This window comes from Bradyrhizobium sp. Ses1 (assembly GCF_059512365.1).
In genome coordinates this window covers 13,511-34,313 of record NZ_JCAMOQ010000008.1, presented here as the reverse complement: position 1 = coordinate 34,313, position 20,803 = coordinate 13,511, and the positions used below count along the sequence as shown (strand labels likewise).

At 62.9% G+C, this 20,803-nt stretch carries 17 protein-coding genes; 10 read left to right on the top strand and 7 right to left on the bottom strand.

Going from position 1 to position 20,803, the window contains the following annotated elements; all coding sequences use genetic code 11:
* Nucleotides 1-4: 4 nt before the first annotated feature.
* Nucleotides 5-394, bottom strand: coding sequence for a DUF1330 domain-containing protein (locus tag AC5ZG5_RS12175; protein ID WP_130228670.1), 390 nt, complete (start codon nucleotides 392-394; stop codon nucleotides 5-7).
* A gap of 338 nt (nucleotides 395-732) precedes the next feature.
* On the opposite strand from AC5ZG5_RS12175, the gene AC5ZG5_RS12170 reads away from it, so the two are divergent.
* From AC5ZG5_RS12170 to AC5ZG5_RS12160, 3 genes are all read left to right on the top strand, one after another.
* The gene (locus AC5ZG5_RS12170) at nucleotides 733-885 is read left to right on the top strand and encodes a hypothetical protein (RefSeq protein WP_456645501.1); all 153 of its coding nucleotides are present in this window, start codon (nucleotides 733-735) and stop codon (nucleotides 883-885) included.
* 166 nt (nucleotides 886-1,051) lie between these two features.
* On the top strand, nucleotides 1,052-2,779 hold the full coding sequence (locus AC5ZG5_RS12165) for a sugar nucleotide-binding protein (protein ID WP_456645502.1): 1,728 nt from the start codon (nucleotides 1,052-1,054) through the stop codon (nucleotides 2,777-2,779).
* On the top strand, nucleotides 2,776-4,593 hold the full coding sequence (locus AC5ZG5_RS12160) for a glycosyltransferase family 2 protein (RefSeq protein WP_456645503.1): 1,818 nt from the start codon (nucleotides 2,776-2,778) through the stop codon (nucleotides 4,591-4,593). Before AC5ZG5_RS12165 ends, AC5ZG5_RS12160 begins: the two co-directional genes overlap by 4 nt.
* A gap of 9 nt (nucleotides 4,594-4,602) precedes the next feature.
* Here AC5ZG5_RS12160 and AC5ZG5_RS12155 read toward each other — a convergent pair whose 3' ends face one another.
* Complete coding sequence (locus AC5ZG5_RS12155; RefSeq protein WP_456645504.1) at nucleotides 4,603-5,592, bottom strand: alpha/beta hydrolase; 990 nt, start codon at nucleotides 5,590-5,592, stop codon at nucleotides 4,603-4,605.
* 1,038 nt (nucleotides 5,593-6,630) lie between these two features.
* Entirely contained in the window at nucleotides 6,631-7,560 is a 930-nt protein-coding gene (locus tag AC5ZG5_RS12150) for a cupin domain-containing protein (RefSeq protein ID WP_456645505.1), read from the bottom strand.
* A 659-nt stretch (nucleotides 7,561-8,219) separates the two neighbouring features.
* Here AC5ZG5_RS12150 and AC5ZG5_RS12145 point away from each other — a divergent pair.
* From AC5ZG5_RS12145 to AC5ZG5_RS12130, 4 genes are all read left to right on the top strand, one after another.
* A complete protein-coding gene (locus tag AC5ZG5_RS12145; RefSeq protein WP_456645506.1) occupies nucleotides 8,220-8,735 on the top strand; it encodes a (2Fe-2S)-binding protein in 516 nt (171 codons plus the stop codon).
* Nucleotides 8,732-9,748 carry an FAD binding domain-containing protein gene (locus AC5ZG5_RS12140; RefSeq protein ID WP_456645507.1) on the top strand — a complete coding sequence of 339 codons (1,017 nt, stop codon included), beginning with the start codon at nucleotides 8,732-8,734 and terminating at the stop codon, nucleotides 9,746-9,748. Before AC5ZG5_RS12145 ends, AC5ZG5_RS12140 begins: the two co-directional genes overlap by 4 nt.
* Nucleotides 9,745-11,985 carry a xanthine dehydrogenase family protein molybdopterin-binding subunit gene (locus tag AC5ZG5_RS12135; RefSeq protein ID WP_456645508.1) on the top strand — a complete coding sequence of 747 codons (2,241 nt, stop codon included), beginning with the start codon at nucleotides 9,745-9,747 and terminating at the stop codon, nucleotides 11,983-11,985. Before AC5ZG5_RS12140 ends, AC5ZG5_RS12135 begins: the two co-directional genes overlap by 4 nt.
* A 326-nt stretch (nucleotides 11,986-12,311) precedes the next feature.
* Nucleotides 12,312-12,692 carry a hypothetical protein gene (locus AC5ZG5_RS12130; RefSeq protein ID WP_028164047.1) on the top strand — a complete coding sequence of 127 codons (381 nt, stop codon included), beginning with the start codon at nucleotides 12,312-12,314 and terminating at the stop codon, nucleotides 12,690-12,692.
* 16 nt (nucleotides 12,693-12,708) lie between these two features.
* Here AC5ZG5_RS12130 and AC5ZG5_RS12125 read toward each other — a convergent pair whose 3' ends face one another.
* Together AC5ZG5_RS12125 and AC5ZG5_RS12120 are read right to left on the bottom strand one after the other, a co-directional pair.
* Entirely contained in the window at nucleotides 12,709-13,206 is a 498-nt protein-coding gene (locus AC5ZG5_RS12125) for a hypothetical protein (RefSeq protein WP_456645509.1), read from the bottom strand.
* 244 nt (nucleotides 13,207-13,450) lie between these two features.
* Complete coding sequence (locus tag AC5ZG5_RS12120) at nucleotides 13,451-14,047, bottom strand: hypothetical protein (RefSeq protein WP_456645510.1); 597 nt, start codon at nucleotides 14,045-14,047, stop codon at nucleotides 13,451-13,453.
* A 339-nt stretch (nucleotides 14,048-14,386) separates the two neighbouring features.
* Between AC5ZG5_RS12120 and AC5ZG5_RS12115 the strand changes: the two genes are divergently transcribed.
* Nucleotides 14,387-14,773, top strand: coding sequence for a VOC family protein (locus AC5ZG5_RS12115; protein WP_456645511.1), 387 nt, complete (start codon nucleotides 14,387-14,389; stop codon nucleotides 14,771-14,773).
* A gap of 150 nt (nucleotides 14,774-14,923) precedes the next feature.
* Here AC5ZG5_RS12115 and AC5ZG5_RS12110 read toward each other — a convergent pair whose 3' ends face one another.
* Nucleotides 14,924-15,262 carry a hypothetical protein gene (locus tag AC5ZG5_RS12110; RefSeq protein WP_245474950.1) on the bottom strand — a complete coding sequence of 113 codons (339 nt, stop codon included), beginning with the start codon at nucleotides 15,260-15,262 and terminating at the stop codon, nucleotides 14,924-14,926.
* Nucleotides 15,263-15,627: 365 nt separating this feature from the next.
* Here AC5ZG5_RS12110 and AC5ZG5_RS12105 point away from each other — a divergent pair, with 365 nt between their 5' ends.
* Nucleotides 15,628-15,978, top strand: a complete 351-nt coding sequence (locus AC5ZG5_RS12105; protein ID WP_028164051.1) for a GrlR family regulatory protein — start codon at nucleotides 15,628-15,630, stop codon at nucleotides 15,976-15,978.
* A 203-nt stretch (nucleotides 15,979-16,181) separates the two neighbouring features.
* On the opposite strand, the gene AC5ZG5_RS12100 is transcribed toward AC5ZG5_RS12105, so the two are convergent.
* The gene (locus AC5ZG5_RS12100) at nucleotides 16,182-18,863 is read right to left on the bottom strand and encodes a PAS domain S-box protein (RefSeq protein WP_456645512.1); all 2,682 of its coding nucleotides are present in this window, start codon (nucleotides 18,861-18,863) and stop codon (nucleotides 16,182-16,184) included.
* Nucleotides 18,864-19,435: 572 nt separating this feature from the next.
* Here AC5ZG5_RS12100 and AC5ZG5_RS12095 point away from each other — a divergent pair.
* Entirely contained in the window at nucleotides 19,436-20,803 is a 1,368-nt protein-coding gene (locus AC5ZG5_RS12095; protein ID WP_456645513.1) for a hypothetical protein, read from the top strand.

The window sequence follows — 20,803 nt, the reverse complement described above, 5'->3', positions numbered from 1 at the left end:
GCGACTACTTTTCGACTTCGACGACGTACCTCCGTACGACTTTGACCGCCTTGTCACGCTGCGGTGCAAGGTCCGCCCAGGCTTTCGACTTGTAGAACGCTACGGCGTCATCCAAGCTATTCCATTCGACGATTCCCACCCCTTTGGGGGCTGGCCCACCGTCTATCTCAACAATCCGTCCGGCCGCGGTGCGCAAAGCGTGACCATGGGCTGCTTCGATCGCCTTCCGGGCGGCAGGCAAGTACGCGGCTTGGGCTGAAGCATCGAGGATCTCAATTTCGCCGACGGAGTAAGCTTTCGGCTTAGCTCCTTGAGCGTGGAGGCCTTGGACCGCGATAGCTCCAATTGCGACGCCCGCTAGCAATACCATTGCGAGTTTGGAACTAGATCTCATGGCGCTTCCTCCGATTTTGCAATTTCAATCGAAGACGGATGCCCCCTAGCCGTGTGTCGGAATGGCCAACTGAAGGTTCAAAACAGACGGGCTGCTAATGCGCAAAACGCTTGCTGTCCCTAGCGGATGTACGGAGGAGCGACGCAAGCGCTGACAACCCATTTGCAAGACGCCATCTACGATTTTCGATCTTGCACGCTATTGTATTGCCGTCATTCTAACGACAACAGGCTGGCCGGCTTGAAGCGTAGGCTTCGGCAGTCACGCTTCCTCCCGCCAACGCGATCACGGAACCCGCGGTCTATTTTCCTCATCCGGAATGGCAGTTCGCCTACGACATGGACAACGGGGTGGCCGTCGCCAACCGGAAGAAGCTGCTCGACCGCCCCGCAACCGACAGGATGAAGATGCTGGGCTTCCACTGGCCCTATCCCGGCCTGGGCTTTGCCGAGCGGAAGGGCGCGGGATATCAATATGTGCCGGCGGCCTGACGAACCGCCTTCCCGACATCGTCGGTGGCGAAATCCTCCCGAGGCAGTTCGCAAGCGGCGCCGCAATCTGCGAATTCTCCTTGAAGCTTCAGAGCGTATCCGATAAAATTACAACTATTGGTCGATACGTTTGCTGTTGATAGATATTGCAATCTCCGAGAGTGCGATGCAGCGCTGGCTGATTTCAGGTGCATCGGGGCAGTTAGGCGGTCATATCCTCCGTGCGCTCTCGCATCGTCGTCCTGGCGACTATGTGCATGCGCTTGGCCGTGCCCCGCTGCCGGGTGCCCATGTCACCGAATGGGTGGATCTCAGAAGCGGCGCGGCTTTGATGGAGTTGCTGCAACGCGCGGCGCCCACGCGCGTCCTGCACCTTGCTGCAGTGCCGCCGGTGGTCGCCGAGTCCAATCCCGCCTCCTGCCATGCGCTCCACGTTGGCGCCGCGATGAGGATGGCGGCTTACGCCGCCTCCACGAACGGCTGGATGCTGTATGCCTCGTCCGATTTCGTGTGGGACGGAAACGGCGGGTTCCACGATGAAGGCGATGTGCCGCTTCCGGCGAACGTCTATGGCCGAAGCAAGCTTGCCGGCGAGCGTGTCGTCGCAGAGCACGGCTGTGGATTGGTCGCCCGCTACTCGCTGCTGTTCGGTTTCCCGGTCAATCAGCGCCGGACATCATGGACCACGATCGCCGCACGCCTGAAGCGCAACGAACCGGTCGTCGCGATAGACAACGAATGGCGATCGGCAATCAGCCTGGCCGACGCTGCTTTGGCAACAATAGAGCTGGCAGCGCAGCGCCATCATGGACTCGTGCACATTTCAGGCTCATCCGCGATGACGCCGTACGAGATCATCAGCATGATGCGCCAGGAGATGAACTCGGTGTCTGAGATCCAGCGGGTCTCGCGGGCCTCGTTCAGCCCGAACATGATCCGGCCGCGCAACGTCACCCAGTCGAACAGCCGGCTGAGGCGCCTCCTTCCGGGATTCGAACCCATGCCTTTACGCTCTGCTCTGCGCACCCCACGGGGCGCGGTGCCGCGCTTTTCCGTGATCATTCCGGTGTATCACGGAGCCGACACCGTGGGGCGGAGCCTGGCTGCACTTGCCGATCAGCAATTCGATGACGATGACGGACTGCAAGCGAGCGATGTCGAGGTGCTGCTGGCACTGAACGACGGCCGACCAGACAGCGAGGCGGCGGCGGAGGCGCATGTCGCGAGCCTGCGTGCACGGAACTTCCACGTGCGATTGCTACGGACCCCGCCGACCCGCCGCGCCGCCATAGCCGCGGCCGAGGCGGTGGCGGCTGCCGGCAGCCTTCGTCTCTATCTGGACCAGGACGCCAGATTATCTCCGCACGCGCTTTCCGCCATATTTGCAGCGCTCACGACGAGCACAGGCATTCAATTCGCCGCGCCTCGCGCGCGGTTCGATCCCTCCCCTTCCCTGGTGGTGCGCGCGTTCTGCCGCTACTGGTGCGCTTTACCCTATTGCGATGCTTCGCCCGTCACCATGGGCGCCTACGCGGTGTCAGCCGAGGGCCGGCGACGTTGGGGCGCGCTCCCGCAGCTCGCTTCGGACGACAAGTTTGTCCGGATGCTGTTCGCGCCGAATGAGCGGCTGCTGCTGACGTCGGAGAGCTATCATGTGGTGGCGCCGCAAGGCTGGCGCGAGCTGATCCGAGCCCGGCGCCGCTACCTGCGTGGTAATCGCGAACTGGCGCGCGCGTCGCACCTTGCTCCTCCAGATCCGGTTCCACGTTACAGGGGCGTGCTCAGGCCGCTGTTGCGACCGTCGGCCTGGTTCGACTTCGCGGTCTTCGTCGCGGCCTATGGGGCGACCTGGCTGGCGGAAAGCGTCGGGGCGCGAACGATGAGACCATCGTGAACCGCGCCCTTGATGTCGTCATCCCCGCAGGTGGCGATCCTGGGCTGCTTCTGCGATGCCTGGTTGCACTTTGGTGCGACGGCGACGAGATCGACCTTCGGGTGATCGTGGTGGCAAACGGGCCTGCGTTAAGCCAAAACCAGGCGACCGCCCGGTCATTGCTGACGGCGTTCGAGAATGAACGCCAAACATTGATCGTCGTAGCGAACACCTGTCCGGGCAAGACCGCAGCGCTCAATCGGGGCGATCGCGAACGTCGCGGCGGGGCGGTCCTTTACCTTGACGCTGACACCATCATTCTCCCTGGCACCTTGGCCGCGATTGTCGCGGGCCTGGCCACCGATGAGCCGCTTCTCGTCGCGCCGCCCATGGTGCTGGTTCGGCCAGAGGGCCGACTGGAGCGCGGGTTCGCCTCGGTGTGGCCGCGTCTCTCCGGGATGGAAAACGACGTCGTCGGGGCCGGCCTCTATGCCACGAACGCGGCGGGCCGCCGCAGGTGGCGCGAGTTTCCCCTGATCGCGGCGGACGATCTGTTCGTGCGCTCGCGCTTCGCGAGAGGCGAACGAAAACTGCTTGCGGCGGGCGGCTTCCTGTTCAACATCCCACAAGGATCGGATCTGCTTCGCGCCAAGCGCCGATGGGACCACGGCAATCGCGCCCTTGCAGGACTGCACGATGTTCAACCAGGTAACCTGCCCAAGAGGTCGTTCCGGTCCCGATTGGGCGATGTCGGGCGGCTCTGGCGAGAAGGCCCTGGCCTCGCCTGCTTCGTACTGCTTGCGCTCTCGGCACGGCTCACACGAGGCGAGAGCGATGGTGCCGCCGCGTGGATCGGGCCAAAGCCGCGGCCGATTGCACCAATCGCACCACGCCGGCCGCACATCGGCATATGCATCGTCACGCATAACAACGCTGACGAGATCGAAGCCTGCCTCGCTTCGCTGAAATCCCGCTGGTCCGATCTTTCGATTCGAATCGAGGACAACGCGTCGGTCGACGGCACGGTCGATCTGGTTCGACGAACCGGATGCCGCACGAAGATCACAGCGAACCTCGTCAATCGCGGTTTCGCCGCTTCGGTCAACCGGCTAGCCGCCGATTTCGGTGAGGAAGTCGACCATCTTCTGCTCGTCAATCCGGACGTCGAACTGGCAGCCGACGCGATCGATCAGTTGATCGCGGCCTCGCTGGCGAGCGAGACGGAGGCGATTGTCGGCGGACGGATGATGCGGCACGACGGCAGCGTCGACCCGACCAACTGCCTTGCCGAACCGTCGCTCCGGCAATCGATCGCGTTCGCATTGGGCCTGCGGCGCTGGCCCTGTTGCGGGTGGCTCGATCCGGATGCGCTCGGCGGCTGGTGCCGCACCGGTATTCGAACAGTCCCCGTGCTCACCGGAGCGACGCTCCTGATCAACCGCGCATTGTGGGACCGCTTGGGCGGGTTCGATGAGCAGTACTTCCTCTATGGCGAAGATGTTGACCTGTGCATTCGGTCGAAAAGACTGTCGAGCGCCACGCTATTCACTGGCTTTGCGCATTATGTCCACCGAGGCGGCGCGAGTTCGGCAGGCGACTCGCAGCGATGGGTCGCCATCCTGCGCGGCAAGGTGAGCCTCTACCGCCAGCACTTGCCCTCGCTCGCAAGCAGATTGGCTCGAGGGCTGCTGCTGTGCGGCGTAGCACTGCGCGCAATGGCTGAAACATCAGGGCTCGCTCGTACAAAAATATGGCGAGACCTGTGGCGGAACCGCGACCTGTGGCGGCGTGGGTGGCCGCCAAATAGCAGCGTGGCTGGCGCCGCAGCTACGTGACAGCCGCGTTCATGCCGCCGAGGTGTCGATCTGGCGGCGGATCACCCGCCGCACCTCCGCATTCGACAGGAACAGATCGTGGTTGATGATGCCCCAGCCCGAGTCGGACGCATCGACCACGCGCACGCCGAGCTTTTCGATGACGGCCTTCTCGGCGGCGCCGACGCGTGTCATGCCGCCGGCGAGCGACCCCGAGAGGGCGAGCGCGCGGTCGTTCGTTGCGGTGATCACGGTGATCTTGCGGGCGAGCGGTCCAATGCGGTTGATGGCCGACGAGAACACGTCCATGTCGATGTCGGGCGAAGCGAACACCACGGCGCCGATCCTGCCGTCAACGGTGTCACCATATCGATCATGGAGCTGGCGCAGGCTTTCGAGCGCCAGCATCGTTCCCATGCTGTGCGCGACGATGTGGACGCGGCCGACGCCCGGAGGCGTTACTATGGCCTGAAGCACGCGCTCGAAATCATCGCGGGACCACATTGCGCTGTCGCGATCGTAGGCGTAGTCGAACAATCCCGCCTTTGACGGCCAGGAGAACACCATCGTCTGGCCACGGAACCGGATGCCATCGGAAAGATGGGCGGCATCGAGCGCCGCCGTCTCGAACGTCTGCTTGAAGCCGTGCACATAGATCAGGACGTCTGATCCGCCGCCGCCGGCCTGCCCGAGAAGATCGCTGACGTCGCCTGAAACCGGCTCGACCTGATCAATACGCCAATCGCCGAGCCCTGCTGCCGCCAGGGAGAAACGACTTTCGTCCGGTGGCACCAGCTTCGCCCGTGCGACGGTCATCGCAGAGGCCCGATCCGGCCCGAACCAAGGCTTCGCGCGCCCGCCTTTTACGGGCTTGCGCGTGGTTGCGACAAGCAGCGTGGGGTCCACCGACAGCGACGATGCATCGTAGCGCGCGCCGGTCGCGCCCAGGCTGGCGCAGCCGCCGAGCGCGAGTGCGCCCACAGAGGATGCAAGCCCGCCCAGCAGAGCACGGCGGGACATCATCACTTCGTTTTGCAGTAAATGTCGGACGATCACGCGGGACTTCAGAAGCCGCCTCCGTAAGACCCGCCCCTCACGAATTACCTGAATGATGATGGCGGCGAGAAAAGGGCGGCAGCTTCAGGCCGGGACGTCGCGCAAGACCGCCGAACGGCGTACACTTGTCGATTGCGGCGCGGAACCGGTCGGAACCCGGCGACGCAAAGTTCCCTTGTGTCCATTCCAGTGAAGCCTTCGACCGCCTCACGCAGCGAGCCTTCGACGAAGGCGCCCGTCGTCCTGCTTATCAATGAGAGCAATCTGCCTAAAGCATCACTAGCTGGACCACACCATCTTCGAGCTCACCGCGAGCAAGTCTCGCGCGAGCGATATGCTCGAACTCGGTTCGATGCCTGTGCAAGTAGCTGAGAGCTTGGTTCTGGGTCCGAAAAGTCGTCCGAAGTCGGCATGCTTGCCTGACCGGCCCGACCGCCAGCGAGAATGTAATGGTTTGCCCTGACTCGGTGGTGGATACCGTCCCCATGCTCTTCGCCATGTGTCCGCCTACTCCATAGGAAATGAGCGTCAGATGGTTTTCGCACTGCGCCGCTGGGCGCCGGAAGTCAATGGAGTTTGCCTTAATCGAAGCGGCTCGTCTCGGTGCCCATCGGCGATGAGAGTAGCTTAGGCGGTCGATAGTCCATTTCGACTCAATACCCGGCCAAAGTATGTTCCGTGCCGTTTTGCCGAAGCGCCCTAAGCCTCCCGCTCGCGAGCGCAAACCCGCACGTGTTGCGATCCTCAATGCGAGCTGGTGGCCAGTCCTGCGCAGTCGCGCTCGATCGAGTTCCGGGGGTGCTCACGGCGGGGAGCACCCAGACGGAAGGCGTTCACAGTGGGGCCACCGTGATTTCACGGAATCCAAATCAGACTGCAATACCGCTAAGGTTGCTTTGCCGGGGCCAATTTCATCCCGAACAGATTTATTAACCGGCAAGGGCCGCTGAGAAATCAGCGGCCCTTTCGTTTCAGCGCCTCGGCGCGACCGGAATGCGGCGTTCAACCGGATCTGCCGAGCCGCAGTTTGCTGGGCCTGACGCCATAGCGCCGGAGCAAGGCTCTGCTCAGCGCTCCCTCCGACTGGTAGCCGACATCGGCGGCAATCACGCAAATGGGGTCGTTCGTGGTCATGAGCCGCTGTCGCGCGAAGCCGAGACGCAGTTCGGTGAGGAAGGCGAGCGGCGCCAGTCCGGCCAGCTTGCGGAACGACCTGACGAGCGTTGCCCGGGATGCCGCGGACGCCTTCGCCAGAAGATCAAGCGTCCAGTCGCGGGCGGGCTCCCGCAGCATTGCAAGCACCGCATGCGACGTCGAGCGATGGGTCAGAAGCGCGAGAAGACCGCTAGCCGGCGGCGCCTCCTTGAGATGTTCGCGCAGCATCATCACGAAGAGCGCCGTTGCCAGATTGGTCGCGATGATCGCGGAGCCGGTCTCGTTCGAATCCAATTCGTCGCTGATGCAGATCGCAAGCATGTGCAATCGCTCGGCCAGCGGAAGCCGGGTCGAGCGCAGCACGACAAAGTTCGCAAGCGCGGCGAGAAGGGCTTGCTCGGACGCAGCTTCGCCCAGCAATACGCCGCACACGAGCTCGGTGTCGTAGGCGACGCCCGGGGTCGATTTCGTGCGAATGGCGTTGCGGAATTCGGTCACGATGCTGCGGATGGTGCCATCGGTCGAAACCGAGCGGACCACATGAACGTCACCGTGCGGGAGCAGCAATGTATCGCCAGCGCCAAGCTTCACCGGACCGTGACCGGTCACCTCGAACACGCAATGGCCGCGGGTCACGATATGAAACTGCGCCCCGCCGGACGCCTCGTGCGGCGAGACCCAGGTGCCGCCGAACCTGCAGAAATCCTGTAATTCGGGTTTGACACGCAAGAACGGCGCCAGGCTGCTTAACGGATCATCGCTTTCGTTTCTCGCCATGGTCGCTTGCATCGCTGCCAGATGTTGATCCGGGCGCCCATGCGAATGCGTCGCGCGGGCATCCAATATTCCACCGGCCTCTGCTTAGGTTCTTCCCAGACCGCACGAAACAACGCTGCCCGCTTCCGGGGCAAAGCCGCCAGAGATTTTCCAATCCCGAGAGCATTCATGCTCACCCTGCCCCAACTCGTGGTGTCGCGGCGCGGAACGATGGCTGCTCTTGCTGATTATATCGGATAACAGTCCTCACGGTTACCGATCATGATCTATGCACTCAGCATCATCCTGATTTTAATGGCGGCAGCCGCCAGCGCTGGCGTCCTGATTGTTGCCGGGCTCGACGCTGATATGGGGTCGCACAGAAGCAACGATTGACCAGCGTTGCCTCAATGTGAACCAGGACACTCCCGAACAGGCTGTCACGACAAAGACCCGCGACTTCACGGAATACATTCACAGCAAGCGCGACGCTTACGAATTTGCAGCGGGATGTCCTGCGGCATCGTGGCAAATGCACTCATGGAATCCGGCGTGCAATTTGGAAAGAATCGGAACAGCCGCTTCGACATGCTGCCGCTCGCTTTGGAACCAATCTAAACGGCCAGTATTCTCCGCTGTAATGGCGGATGGCAGTCACCCGCAAGACGGAGTTGCTGACGATGCAAGATCGAGCCGTGCAATCGGACGCCAAGCTTCAACCGCTGCCGGAAAAAGTGTCGGTGACATTGACCGTCAACGGAACAGAGAGGCGCTTTTCGGTCCTGCCCTGGGTCTCGCTTCTGGATGCGCTCAGGGATCACCTCGATCTCACCGGCACCAAGAAGGGGTGCGACCACGGCCAATGCGGCGCATGCACCGTGCTTGTCGACGGTCGCCGCATCAATTCGTGCCTGACTCTTGCAGTGATGCGGGACGGCGCACACGTCACCACCATCGAGGGACTGGCAGCCAATGGCGCGCTGGACCCGTTGCAGCAGGCTTTCATCGACCATGACGCTTTCCAGTGCGGCTATTGCACGCCCGGGCAGATCTGCTCCGGCGTCGGGTTGATCGCCGAGGGACGGGCCAAGACCCCTGACGAGATCAGGGAATTCATGAGCGGCAACATCTGCCGCTGCGGCGCCTATCCCAACATCGTCGCCGCGATCCAGCAGGCGATGGGGACGAGGCCATGATCCCATTCCAATATACGAAAGCAAATAACGTCGCCGACGCCGTGCGGCTGATCGCGGCCACTAGCGGCGCAAAGTTCATCGCCGGCGGCACCAATCTGCTCGATCTCATGAAAGACAATGTCGAGCGGCCGACGACGCTGATCGACATCTCCCGCCTGCCGCTCAGCTCGGTCGAAGAGACAGCATCGGGAGGCTTGCGGATCGGCGCGCTGGTGCCGAACTCCGACCTTGCCTGGCATCCGCTGATCGAAAAGCGCTATCCGCTGGTGGCAAGCGCAATTCTTGCCGGCGCCTCGCAGCAATTGCGCAACATGGCTTCCACCGGCGGCAACCTGGTGCAGCGGACGCGATGCGCCTATTTCTATGACACGGCCACGGCCTGCAACAAGCGGCAGCCGGGCTCGGGCTGCTCGGCCGTCAATGGCATCAATCGCGGGCACGCCATCCTCGGAGCGAGCACCTCCTGCATCGCGACGCATCCGTCCGACATGTGCGTAGCGCTCGCCGCACTCGATGCCACCGTGCACGTGACGGGCCCCAACGGCGCGCGCGCCATTCCGTTCGCGGACCTCCACCGCTTGCCCGGCGATACCCCGCATATCGACACCAATCTCGGGCCGGACGAGATCATCACCGCGGTCGAGGTGCCGGCAAAGGGCTTTGCGACCAACTACTCCTACCTGAAGATCCGTGACCGGATGTCCTACGCCTTCGCGCTGGTCTCGGTCGCGGCCGCGCTCGAGCTCAAGGACGGCACGATCCAGGAGGCGCGGCTCGCGCTTGGCGGTGTCGCCCACAAACCGTGGCGCGATCCGGCGGCCGAGGCGGCGCTACGCGGACAGTCCGCTGAGGAAGCGAGCTTTGCCCGCGCCGCTGATCTGCTGCTTCGTGACGCCAGGCCGCAGGCGCATAACGGCTTCAAGATCGATCTCGCCCGGCGGGCGATCATCCGCACGCTGACGCAGGCTGCGCACGGTACGCCGCAATCGCAATCGAACAAGACAATCCAATGAGCATGGCCAACAACACCGCGAAAACCTACACCGGCACCGCCACTTCGCGCGTCGACGGCCGCGCCAAGGTCACCGGCGCCGCCAAATATGCCGGCGATTTCAACGAAGGCGGCCTCGCCTATGGCGCGGTCGTGGAGGCAACCATCGCCAGGGGCCGGATCACGCGGATCGACGCCAGCGAGGCGCGGAGCGTGCCGGGTGTGATCGACGTCATCACCCACGAGAACAGGCCGCGGGTCGCCGACAGCGATAAAGCCTGGAAGGACGACGTCGCCCCGGAGGAAGGTTCGCCGTTCCGCCCGCTCTATGACGACGCGGTCAAGTTCAACCAGCAGCCGATCGCGCTGGTCGTGGCGGAAGAATGGGAAATCGCACGGTATGCGGCATCGCTCGTCCGCGTCGACTATGAGAAGCAGGCGTTCGTCACTGACGTCTATCGCAAGCGCGACGATGCCATCGTCGTCGAGAAGCCCGACAAGCCGCGCGGCGACGCCGCAAAGGCATTTGCGGCGGCCGATGTCCGCCACGAAGCGGATTATTTCATCCCGACCGAGCATCACAACCCGATGGAATTGTTTGCGACCACGGCGATGTGGGAAGCCGGCGGCCCGCTGACGGTCTACGACAAGACCCAGGGCGTGCAGAACGTGCAGCAGTATCTCTGCAGCGTGTTTGAGAAGAAGCCAGAAGAGATCCGCGTCGTCTCGCCCTATGTCGGTGGTGCCTTCGGTTCGGGCTTGCGGCCGCAATATCAGGTGGTGCTGGCGGTGATGGCGGCGCTGAAGCTTCAGCGCTCGGTGCGGCTGGTGCTGACGCGCCAGCAGATGTATGGGCTGGGCTATCGTCCGGCCACCATCGAGCGGCTTGCGCTCGGCGCGCGGCGCGATGGCACGCTCGATACGATCACGCATGAGGCTGTTGGCACGACCTCGCAGTTCGAGGAATTCTCGCGCAACGACACCGGCTGGTCGGCCCTGCTCTACACCTCGCCGAACGCGCGATATGAACATCGCGTGGCGCCGCTGGACGTGCCGACGTCCTGCGACATGCGCGCCCCTGGTGCTGCGACCGGTGTCTACGCGCTGGAGAGCGCGATGGACGAACTCGCGGTCGCGCTGAAGATGGATCCGGTGGAGTTGCGGCTGCGCTGCTATTCGGACCGCGACCAGAACGAAGACCTGCCCTACACCAGCAAACGCCTGCGCGAATGCTATCGCGAGGGCGCCGCGGCCTTTGGCTGGGACAAGCGCAAGGCGGAACCGCGCTCGATGCGCGATGGCAAGACTCTCGTGGGCTGGGGGATGGCCTCCGGCGTTTGGGAGGCGCTGCAGATGCCGACCGCGGTGCGTATCGTAATGACCGCCAACGGCCACGCTGAAGTCTCCTGCGCGGCCTCCGATATCGGTACCGGCACCTATACGATCATGGCCCAGGTCGCGGCCGACAGCCTCGGTCTCCCGATTGAAAATATCAGCGTCAAGCTCGCCGATTCCACGCTGCCCAAGGCACCGGTCGAGGGCGGGTCATGGATAGCGGCCTCCGCCTGCCACGCCGCGATCGCGACCGCGAGCGAGGTTCGGAGCGAGCTGTTGCGGCTGGCTAAGCTGATGAAGGGCTCGCCCCTCGCCGACACGGTCGAGGAAGACGTCGCCCTTTCCGACGGCAAGCTCGTCAGTCGGACGCAGACCGACCGCGGGGTTTCGATTTCCGACATCATGCGGCATGGCGCGCTGGAGCGGATCGAGAAGGAAAAGACCAACCAGTTCGCCGAGGACAAGGCGCACGCCAGGAACACGCATTCGGCCGTGTTCGCCGAGGTCAAGGTCGACGAACAGCTCGGCGTCATCAGGGTCACCCGCGTCGTCAGCGCAGTCGCGGCTGGCCGCATATTGAACCTGAAGACCGGACGCAGCCAGGTGATGGGCGCCGTCGTCGGCGGCATCGGCATGGCGCTGCATGAGGAGACGGTCTACGACCACGGCCTCGGCCGGATCGTCAACCATGACATCGCCGAGTACCATGTGCCCGTCAACGCCGATATCCACGACATCGAGGTGATCTTCGTCGACGAGCCGGACAGCCTGATCAACCCGCTCGGGATCAAAGGGCTCGGCGAGATCGGCATCGTCGGCGTCGCGGCAGCCGTCGCCAATGCCGTCTACCACGCGACCGGCGTGCGGGTGCGCGACCTGCCGATCACCCTCGACAAGGTGCTGGAGCGCCGAAAGGCGGCTTAGAGCGTTTTCGAGCGAGGCATGCCCTCGGACTTGATCCGAGGGTGGACACCGGTTCGGGCGAAGAAAACGCGTCATTCCATCAGAACCGATAATGCTCTAGCCCTCCTTTTGGGGGGCTGGGGGCCGGGCGGCCGGCCGGAGGCTCCGTCCCGCTGGACAGGAACCGGAAAATCCGTAAAGAAACATGGCCTGTCGGAGCGGCGTTGCGCCCGCTTGGACGGGCGCACAAGCGCGAGTAAACAACGTTGGGTTTTGGGGCGATTCCAGCGGTCCGGTTCGATCCGTTCGGGCGCCCTCTCCGGTCCCGCCATTTCGGACAATTCGATATGAGAAAGATCATCCTGGCGCTGGCGCTTCTGTATCCGGCCGCCGCGCTCGCCCAAGGTACGACCCCGCCGGCCGCCCCCGCCAGTCCGCCCATGGTCGGCGACAAGCCCCTGATGCAAGTCGGCGCCAAGAAGACGGCGGCGAAGAAAGGCGAGAAGGGCAAGCAGCCATCCGTCGCGCAGAAGCTCCAGGCATGCCAGGAGATCGATGACGGCACCAAGGAGCGGCTGACCTGCTATGACGAGGTCTTCGCGCCGCAACCCAAGCCGAAGCCGGCCGCGGCCAAGGCCGTCAGCGAGTGCCGGTTCGTGAAGGAAGAGGACGAGCGGCTGACCTGCTACAACGGCTTTGCCGACAAGATCCCGAAGCTGCCGCAGTAATCCGGCCGCAATCCGGTTACCAGGTGCCCCAGCCGCCGAAGAAGCCGAAGCGCGACTGCTGCGCAACCCGCATCGGCCGCTGGCCCATGAACATCGGCTGCTGACCCATATACATCGGCTGACCCGCGTACATCGGCTGGTAGGCCCGCGCCCTGGCGACTCTATGCCTCTTCGGCGCCTGCGGCTCGTGCTTCTTGGCGTCGGCCGGGACGTATTGGGCGAAGGTCTCGCGCTCGCGAGCTTGGGCAACCGACGACTCGGCACCGGGCGCTGGCGGAAGCGGCGCGGCAGCCATCTGGGTGGCTGGAGCCGGCGGCACGATGGTCGGGAGGCTGGTGTCGAAAACCACCCGTTCCGGCAGCTTCTGGGCAGACTGGATGCGGACGGTGGACTTGTCGATGCCAGGCGCGCTGTGGCTTGCCGTGGCCGCGTCCTGCGGCACCAGGGCGTCGACTGCGTATAAGGCCGCGAGCAAGGCTCCGCCGACATAAAGGAAATAACGCGTCACCAACATCACAAACAGCTCCCCCGCGCGATGACGCGGTTTAATCGCCTAATGGCGATATAGGGAGTTAGTTCCTGGCCACACGCTACGGGTTCAACCGAAACGTTCACTTTTTCGGGACGCTTGAGCTAGAGCAATTTCGAGCGAGGCGTGCCCTCGGACTTGATCCGAGGGTGGACACCGGTTCGCGTCAAGAAAACCTGTCAAAACGAGAATCTAGCGCTTCGGTTCTGATCCAATCAGAACCGAAGGTCTAGGCTCGGCTTGCCGTGACCAGGGAACACTTTGCCTTATTTGCATTGATGTTCACGAACCCGACCAGAACGCCGGCGTAGGTCTTGCGGCTCTTCATGTTGATGGTGTCGCTGATCACGCGCCGGCGGTCGGTGAGATGCGTGCCGTCGGCGCGGGCAAAGGCGCAGGCGATCTCGATATCCTTGACCGGATAGTGGTTGGCATTGCGCAGCGTCAGCCAGACCAGCGCTTTCGAGCCGAGGCCGCCGCGGCGCCAGAACTGGCGGGAGATCTTCAGCCCATCGATCGGCGCCCGCTCGACTGTGAAGGGCTCGTTGGTGCTGGCAGCCGGCGCCTCATCGTCGACGACATCCTCCGCCGGCGCGATCGCTTGCTCGACTGGCGCAGCCGCCTGCTCGGTCGGCGCAGTCGCCTTATCGAGCCAAACGACCTTCTGCTGAGAAGTCGAGGGCGGCGACGCCACGGCAACTGATTTGTTATTGGCATCGCTGGGATCGGGGAGCATCAGCCATCCGGCAGATCCGACGATGGCGAGGACGGCGAGCAGAACCAGCTTGGCGCCAAAGCCTCGAAACGACCACCTGCCGATGCCCATGGCCATGTCCTCACCCGCGTGACAGCGCTTCCTGCCTGCACGCAAAGCCGCTCCGGCGGATCACCGCACGGCTTGAAAGGGACGCGCTGCTGCACGGAAACCACCGCCAGTCAATTAACCATCCGCCGAAACTACGGTTCCAAGCTCTCCCGGCAAAATTGCGGCAGTACCTGCGACAGGATGGCCTTGTGGATTCCGAGCCGGTAGATTGCCGCACCAGCGGATCGCGCGGTTAGAGCATGATCCGAATGTGGAAACCGGTTTTCCCCGCGACAAACGCGCAGCATTTGCGTGGGAAGATCATGCTCAAACAAATCATCGAGCAAGATGAGAGATGAAATGCCGATAGAGGTTACCTGGGACCATATCCACCTGCGCACCCCCGATCCCGAAGCAACCGCGGCATGGCTCCGGGACGTGCTGGGCGGCGAGATCATCCGCAATCCCGGTCGCATCGACGTGCAGCTCGGCGGCGCCAAGGTGTTCATCGCGCCGGTCACACCGGGCGACGGCGTCAATGCGCCACCGGTGACGCCCTATCAGGGCCTCGACCATTTCGGACTGGCGGTGAACGACATCGACGCGGTCGCCGCCGAGATCAAGGCAAAGGGCGTCGAGTTCACGACGGAGCCGACCACGATCCGTCCCGGCGTGCGCATCTGCTTCATCCGCGGCCCGCAGGGCATCTCGATCGAGCTCCTGGAGCGTGACAAGAAATATGCCTGACCGTGCGACGTGCGCGTCGAGCATTTTCGGTTCTGATTGGATCAGAACCGAAGCTCCAGATTCTTGTTTTGACGCGTTTTCTTCACGCGAACCGGTGTCCACCCTCGGATCAAGTCCGAGGGCATGCCTCGCTCGAAAACGCTCTAGCAGTCAGGTCATGCTGCCGGGCATGAAGCAGCGGATCTGCAGTCCGAGATAGCCGCGGATCGGCCACACCATCGTGCGGCCGTAGCGGTTCGGCTCGGTGATCACGGCATCATCGGGCACGTCGATCCATTCGCCGTCGATGCGCACGCGATAATGTCCGTCCTTGGATTCCCAATCGACGTCGCTCACCGCGGTGCCGTCAGCGTCGGAGCAGCACGGCCCCTTCCCGCTCCTCAAACTGTCGAACCATTGCTTGAGCGGCGAATTGGCGTAACGGCCATCGGGATCGCGCGCATGCACAAGACTTACGGCGGCGACCGACAACAACGCGACAAGACTCAATGTGAGTGGGACTCTGAGGCGGACCGTTCGACGATGGTCCGTAATTTCACGGATGGAACCTGTGAGCTCTGCGCGTAGGCGCGCGTAAATGCGGCCGGAATCGATCCAGTTCGTCACCTGTCTCTCGCTCCTGCACCCACCGGCCGGTGCCGACAAATGTTATGCATTTCGCGGGCCAAGTTGATTCGCCAAGCGCTGTCAGCGACAACGTCGTCATCGAGACGTCGTTCACCAATGGAATCATTTCGGGTTCGCACGGCATCGAGCGACGCATGGGCAACCTGCTACGTTGCGCCGGCCATGCCGCTTTGGCATAAATTCTGAACCGGCAGCCCTTGGGCGAAGGGGGCCGGCCGCGGGGCACTATGAGAAACGGCCTGTATTCTATTCACGTCACCCTGCTCGACGGACGCGTCGGCAAGGGCAGCGGGGTGATCGTGTTCCGCGACGGCCAGATTGTCGGCGGCGATGCCTATCTCTATTACACCGGCACCTACACCGTGAAAGGCAACACCTTCAAAGGCGAAGTGCTGGTGCAGCGACACACCACGCCGCGCGACAGCGACAACCCGCTATTCGGCGGACCTGCGCCGGTCGGCATCGGCGTCACCGGAACTTTCACCGCCACGCAGGCGACGATGAGCGGAACCGCGCTGGTCGGCAAAGCCAGCCAGATCTTCGGCGCCACGCTGCGCAAGCTCGTGGATATCGATTAGCGCATCACGCCATCAGATTGAGACGATCTGACTGCGGGTTCACTTCGCCTCTCCCGCTTGCGGGGAGGTCGGCGCGAAGCGCCGGGTGGGGGCTCTCTCCCCACGATCGAACAGCGCGATTCGTGGAGACACCCCCCGCCCCAGTCCCGCCGCAAGCGGGAAAGGGAGCACAAGCTGCGCGTTCGCCTCCATTGCAAAGCTGATTACTCTGCGGCCTGCTCCACGGGCGCGACGCGCGGCAGGATGATCTGGATGCGGGTGCCGCCGCCGGGCTCGGAGTCGAGATCGAGACGGCCCCCTAAGCGCGTGGTGACGATGCTGTAGACGATGTGAAGCCCGAGGCCGGTGCCGCCCTGGTCACGGCGCGTCGTGAAGAACGGATCGAAGGCGCGGCGGCGCACGTCGAGCGACATGCCGCAGCCATTGTCGGAGAAGATGACCTCGACATTGTCCCTGCCGGAAGCGCGAACCTGGATGTCGACGATACCAGGCCTGCCGTCGGGAAAGGCGTGCGCGACCGAATTGAGGAAGAGATTGGTGAGCACCTGGCCATAAGGGCCGGGATAGGAATTCATGATCAGGTTCGGCTGGCAATCGACATTCAGCGTCAGATTGTGCTTGCGCAGGCCCGGCCTCAGACTCATCACCACCTGCTCGGTGAGGTCGCCGAGGTCAAAGTTGCGCTGATCGGAATAATTGCGGTCGGCGGCGACCTGCTTGAACGACTGGATCAGCTCCGCGGCACGGTTGAGATTGGCGACGAGCTGCGAGGACGCATCGCTCGTCGTGGCAAGGAAATCGTTCAGGCTCGAACGCCGCAACTCGCCGCGCTCGACCTGCGCGGCAAAGGTCGCCGCCTTGCGCTCGAGCGCGGAGGCGACGGTGAGGCTGATACCGACGGGATTGTTGACCTCATGCGCGACGCCCGCGACCAGCCGCCCGAGGGCCGCGAGCTTTTCCGCCTCGATCAGCGAGTTCTGCGTCTCGCGCAAATTGCGTAGCGCCGCCTCCGCAGCGTCGCGCGCTTTCCGCATCTCATGCTCGCTGCGCTTGCGCTCGCCGATGTCGAGCGCCACCGTAACGATGTTCTCGATCTCGCCGTTGATGTCGAGGATCGGCAATTTGTTGACCAGCCATTGCCGCATGTTGCCGGCGACGTCCTTGTACTCCTCCTCGTAGAAGCCGAGCTCCGTTCGCCCCGACAACACCCGTTTGTCGTTCTCGTCGGTCTTTGCAGCACCATAGCGTGCCATCAGCTCACCGGTGGTATGGCCGAGCGCCTCGTGCGCCTCGATGCCGAAAATGCCAGCCATGTAGCGGTTCATCAGGACGTAGCGCAGATTGCGATCCTTGACGTTGATCACGGCCGGAACGGTGTCGATCACCATCTGCAGCAACTGCCGGCCTTCGGCGATCGCGTCTTCGGCCCGCTTCTGGTCGGTGATGTCGCGCACCGTGCCTTCGTAGCGGATCACCTCGCCCTTCTCGTCGCGCACCGCGCTCGCGCTGTCGGACAGCCACAGCACCGCGCCGCTGCGGGAACGGACCTGATATTCGTAGTCGCGCACCATGCCGTCGCGGTCCATCAGCCGCTGGTATTCGGTGCGCGCGGCCGGATCGACATAGACATTGGAGGCGACGTCGTCGATGCCGTTGATCAGGTCCTGCGGCGTGGCATAGCCCATCATCCACGCCAGCGCCGGATTGGCATTGAGCAGCGCGCCGCCCGGCGTCGTCACATAAATTCCGTCGATGGAAGATTCGAACAGCTTGCGATAGCTCTCTTCTGCAAGCCGCTGCTCGGCGAGCGCGCGCACCGCTGCTTCGCGCGCGGTATCCGCATCGACCAGCGTCTTCCGGAATACCTCGGCGGCGCGGGCGATCTCGCCGATCTCGTTGTCGACGTCGGTCGCCGGGATCGACGCGCTCTTCTCGCCGGCTGCGACCGCGCGGATCGACTTGGTGATTGAGGCGAGCGGCCGCACAGTGCGGCGGACCACGAGCAGCGCGGCGAAGATCCCGATCAGCACGCCGGCCGAGCCAAGCACGATGCTCTGCCATTTCGCCTCGGTAAGCGTGCGCGCGAAATCCCGCGACAGGACGTGACCGCGGCGCGAACTGAGTTCGCGCAACAGCTCGGTCACGCGCTGGATCAGCCGTCCCTCGGTGCCCAGCACCTCACGGTCGATATCGGCGATCTGGCGTTCCCGGATCGATATTGCGACGACCGCGTCGGCGTAATTGTTCACGGCCGTGCGCAGCGCCGGCTCAGTGATGGTCATCGACCGCATGCTCTGCGCCGCCTGCTCGGCCGCGGACGGGTTGTGGGCAAGCAGCGCGGTGGCGATGCGGCCCTGGGCCTGCAGCAGGGTGGACGCAGTCGCGGAATCGGACGTTTCGGCTACCGCCTTTTCGAAGGCCTCGCGCAATGGCGGCAGACCGATGATCAGCTCGGCGCGGCGGTTGATCAGCGCCGAGATGCGCTCGATACCGCCGCGGTAGGTGGCGAGGCGCTCGGTCACCCCGTCGATCATGTCCTGCTGCTCGGGGGCAAGCTCGATCCTGGTCTTCTTCAGCGCCTCGCCGAGCGCGCTGGCGGCCTCGCCGACCTGAATCGTCTGCGTCCCGGGATCAGTGACGAAGTCGCGTGCCGCAAGCCGCAGCTCGTTCATCCTGCGATCGATATCCTCGGCCAGGTCGCCGACGCTCTGCAGCCGCTGCAGCTCGCCGAACGTGGCGTCGATGTGACGGATCGCGATCACGCTGGCGGTCGAGGTGATGATGATCACCGCCAGCACCAGGAGGAAGCTGCCGAAAGTAAGCTGACCGATCGACAGCGCGAACGGTCGCTTCTGGGGCGGATTCGGCGGCAATTCGGAGGTCATGCGAAGGGGGGCCAGGCTGAAATCGACCCCAATATACGACGTAATTCGGCTCCGTGGAAACCGGGCCCGAGCCCCAAAGCGGGCTTTGCGCCCCTCCAGTGCCGGGTGGGGCCCATCGATGGGCACGTTGAGAAAGCTGGCCACAGGATACCGCTCTTCAACGGCGCAGCCTGGAGGCGCGGAGGCCGTGTGCCGAGGAGACAAGGCCGCCGCGAAATCGAACACAGCGACTCCATCGGCGCACGACACAACCTTACATTGCTCGTCCGCACAGACCACGCGTAGACCAAACGACAGAACAGACGAAACGATCGTTGGTCAGGGCGGCAGCTTGCATCCAACTATTGCGCCTGCTAGTCGTGCAATCTTTGATAGTGGGGGATTTTATGGGGCATCGTTTTGCGAAGTTGCTATCGTTCTTGAGTTTTCTTACCGTCGCCACGCCTGTCAGTGCCGCTTGGGAAGATCAAGTTGATTGGACCAGGCCTCCATCGAGAAATTCGAAGGTTCAAAGTCTCGGCCTTTACGCCGTCGAGGTCCGATGCACTCCACGCGGGGGATCGCTTGAGGGCGTGACGAACGCATGGACCGGCAAGACACGCAGCCTTCTCGTGTTGATTACAAAATCTGTCGGCACAGGCACTCCCGCCGTGGACAAGCTCCCGAGCGATGCGATCGGAGCTGTTCAGGCCTATAGCGCGAGCAGCAAGGACTGGACGTCGTACGATTATCGGGACTGCAAGAAAGATTTCCTCGTCCCAGGCTCGAAACCCGCTTTGGTCGCAGTGAAGAACGAAAGCGACGATCCAGCCAGCGGCCCGATTGGCCAGTTTGTATCTGGTCTGCTCGGCATCGTATCGCCGCTGTTCTCGTTCTTCACAGGGCAAGCCTTGCCGACTGCGGTCGCCTCGAAGATCACCAACTTGCAGTCCGCGGCCGACCCTTTCAGCAAGTTGCTCGGCGCGCTGAAATCGGGAAGGACCCAGACGAGACCGGTCGATGTCTTGCGGACCGGGACCTACCGCTACGTCACCGACTATGCTGCCATTAACGTGACGATCCGATCAATCGAATCGATCGTGCTGGACAGAAATCCAAGCTTCCGCGACGATCTTCGCGCTCAGGTGAAGGCTGCGCCAGACAAGATTGACGCAACCAAGCTCGAGCAAAGCTGCCGAGCTGCCCGTCTTGGGATCTCGGACCTCGGTTTCCGCTCCACCCTCGATATTGCCTATGGAATGATTGCGCTTGCCGGCAAGGCCGGCATCGACAATGACCAGACGGTGCAATGCCTTTCGCGCGATTACGCGACAGCGATTACGAGCCGCAGAGATCAGGACGGTCTAATCTGGAAGGATTTTCAGGCCGAGCAAAAATTCACCCAACATGACGTTGACGGAATTCTTCCAGTCATCGATCGAAGCAGCATTCAGCCAAAATTCAGGGTGATCGCTTCCAAGGTCGACGATCTCGTCACTTCTCTCGCCCAATACGCACGCAACAATCCGCACCCTAAGCAAGCGACCGACCATCTCACTACTCTTCTTGCCGAAGATATTGCAGTCGTCGACAAGACCTCGGATCTGGTCGCCGGTGGCAACGGTTCTTACAAACGTTTCGATTTTATCAATAAGCTCACCGACGAAAATACTCAGCCTCCTCCCGAGCGACGATACATCCGTTTCGGCTGTTACGAAGAAGCGAAAGACACGACAGGACTGTTCATCGACGGAGCGTCATCTATTTTTCTTGTCTTCAAGGCCAAGAATGATGACACCACCGTATCGTTTGAAAACGTGCTCGCAATGAAGCCCATGTTCGGCGCGGACTCGAAAAACATCACTGGATTGATCGTTTCTTCGGACCGGGCATGGATCAACAAGGTGCTGACGAACTGGAATTACGTCTGCGGAGACTTCTCCATTAAGAGGCCCACATAG